A 2,541-nucleotide genomic window follows, 5' to 3' on the forward strand; every position below is an offset into this window, starting at 1 on the left:
GAGGACGACGAGCCCAAGGGCAAGCGGACGGACGGCGAGGAGGGCGGGGCCGACGCGCCGCCGGTGACCCGGGTCGACCTGGACGGCATCGCCGACCGGATCGTGCCGTTCCCGGTCGAGGGCGGCCGGTTCGGCGTCCTGCGGGCCGCCAAGGACGGCGTGCTGTGGACGCGCGTCCCGCTGGTCGGCGAGCTGGGCGACGAGGCGGCCTCGCTGGAGGACGAGCGCCCCCGGCCCACCCTGGAGCGCTTCGACTTCCGCAAGCGCCGCGCCGAGCAGCTGGTGGACGGCCTGGACGCGTTCGCGGTCAGCGGCGACGGCACCCGGCTGGCCGTGCTGGACGAGGACGAGCTGCGGATCCTGCCCGCCGACCACAAGGCGTCCGGCGAGGACGAGGAGGTGGACGTCGACCTGGCCCGGCTGCGGGTGACCGTCGACCCGGCGGCCGAGTGGCGGCAGATGTTCGACGAGAACGGCCGCCTGATGCGGGACAACTTCTGGCGCGCGGACCTCTCCGGGGTGGACTGGGCCGGGGTGCTGGCCCGCTACCGCCCGCTGGTGGAGCGGCTCGGCTCGCACGACGACCTGGTGGACCTGCTCTGGGAGGTGCACGGCGAGCTGGGCACCTCGCACGCCTACGTGGTGCCGCCCGGGAGGCACACCGAGGCGGCCCGCCGCCAGGGCCTGCTCGGCGCCGACCTGGTCCGGGACGGCGAGGTGTGGCGGATCGCCCGCATCCTGCCCGGCGAGTCCTCGGACCCGAGGGCGCACTCGCCGCTGGCCGCGCCCGGCGCGGCCGTCCGCCCGGGGGACGCCGTCCTCGCGGTCAACGGCCGCCCGGTGGACCCGGTGACCGGCCCGGCGCCGCTGCTGGCGGGCACCGCCGGGCAGCCGGTGGAGCTGACCGTGGCCGGCAAGGACGGCACCGACCAGCGCCACCCGGTGATCGTGCCGCTCGACGACGACGAGGCGCTGCGCTACCACGACTGGGTGGCCGGCCGGCGGGCCGCGGTGCGCGAGCTGTCGGGGGGCCGGCTCGGCTATCTGCACATCCCCGACATGCAGACCACCGGCTGGGCGCAGATCCACCGCGACCTGCGCTCGGAGATGGCCAGGGAGGGCGTGATCGTCGACATCCGCGGCAACCGGGGCGGGCACACCTCGCAGCTGGTGATCGAGAAGCTGTCCCGGCGGATCGTCGGCTGGGGCGTCGCCCGGGACATCGCCAACCCGTCGCCGTACCCCGAGGACGCGCCGCGCGGGCCGGTGGTCGCCCTGGCCGACGAGTACTCCGGCTCGGACGGCGACATCGTCAACGCGGCCATCCAGGCGCTGGACATCGGCCCGGTGGTCGGCACCCGCACCTGGGGCGGGGTGATCGGCATCGACAGCCGCTACTCGCTGGTGGACGGGACCCTGGTGACCCAGCCGAAGTACGCGTTCTGGTCGGAGCGGCACGGCTGGGGGGTGGAGAACCACGGTGTGGACCCGGACGTCGAGGTGCCGTTCCCGCCGCACGCGTGGGCGGCGGGGGAGGACCCGCAGCTCGCCGAGGGCGTCCGGCTGGCCCTGGCGGCGCTCGCCGAGCGGCCGGCCAAGACCCCGCCGCGGGTGCCCGGGCACCGGTAGGCGGGTACGGGGCGGGAGGGCGGCCGGTCCGGCCTCCCGCCCCGGCGCGGCTCGGCTAGCATGCCGCCGTAACCACCGACCGACCCCGCGAGGAGACCCCGATGGCCGGCGAGCCGCAGTCCGACTGCCTGTTCTGCAAGATCGTGGCGGGCGAGATCCCGGCCACCGTGGTGCGCAAGACCGAGCGGGTGCTGGCCTTCCGCGACATCGCGCCGAAGGCCCCGGTGCACGTCCTGGTGATCCCGCACGCCCACTACCCGAACGCCGCCGCGCTGGCCGACGCGGAGCCGGAGATCGCCGGCGAGCTGCTCGCCGAGGCCGGCCGGGTCGCCGCCGACGAGGGCGTCGAGGACTACCGGCTGATCTTCAACACCGGCTCCGGCGCCGGGCAGACCGTCTTCCACGCCCACGTCCACGTGCTCGGCGGCAGGCCGATGACCGAGAGCATGGTCTGACCGGGTGTCGCAGCGCGAACTCGTCGTCCTCGGCACCGCCAGCCAGGTGCCCACCCGGCACCGCAACCACAACGGCTACCTGCTGCGCTGGGACGGCGAGGGCCTGCTGTTCGACCCCGGCGAGGGCACCCAGCGCCAGATGCTGCGCGCCGGGGTCTCCGCCACCCAGCTCACCCGGATCGCCGTCACGCACTTCCACGGCGACCACAGCCTCGGCCTCGCCGGGGTGATCCAGCGGATCAACCTCGACCGCGTCCCGCACCCGGTGGACGTCTACTTCCCGGCCTCCGGCGAGGTGTACTTCGAGCGGCTGCGCCACGCCACCGCCTTCCACGAGACGGCCGTGCTGCGGCCCCGCCCGATCGAGGAGCCCGGCCCGCTGCCGGCGCCCGGCGCCCGCTTCGCGCTCGACGCCGTCCGGCTCTCCCACCCGGTGGAGTCCTTCGGCTTCCGGCTG

General features: G+C 75.6%; 3 protein-coding genes. All 3 read left to right on the forward strand.

The genetic code is table 11. The features are described 5' to 3' along the window. Positions 1-1,629 (forward strand): S41 family peptidase (locus ABD308_RS21250; protein WP_344337550.1); only part of this gene is annotated, 1,629 nt, incomplete at its 5' end. 101 nt (positions 1,630-1,730) lie between these two features. Further along, positions 1,731-2,084, forward strand: coding sequence for a histidine triad nucleotide-binding protein (locus ABD308_RS21255; RefSeq protein ID WP_344337552.1), 354 nt, complete (start codon positions 1,731-1,733; stop codon positions 2,082-2,084). Between the two features lie 4 nt (positions 2,085-2,088). Next, positions 2,089-2,541: MBL fold metallo-hydrolase (locus tag ABD308_RS21260; RefSeq protein WP_344337553.1), on the forward strand; the 453-nt coding region annotated here is incomplete at its 3' end.

This window comes from Kitasatospora putterlickiae (genome assembly GCF_039527695.1).
GTDB classification, from domain to species: Bacteria; Actinomycetota; Actinomycetes; order Streptomycetales; family Streptomycetaceae; genus Kitasatospora; species Kitasatospora putterlickiae.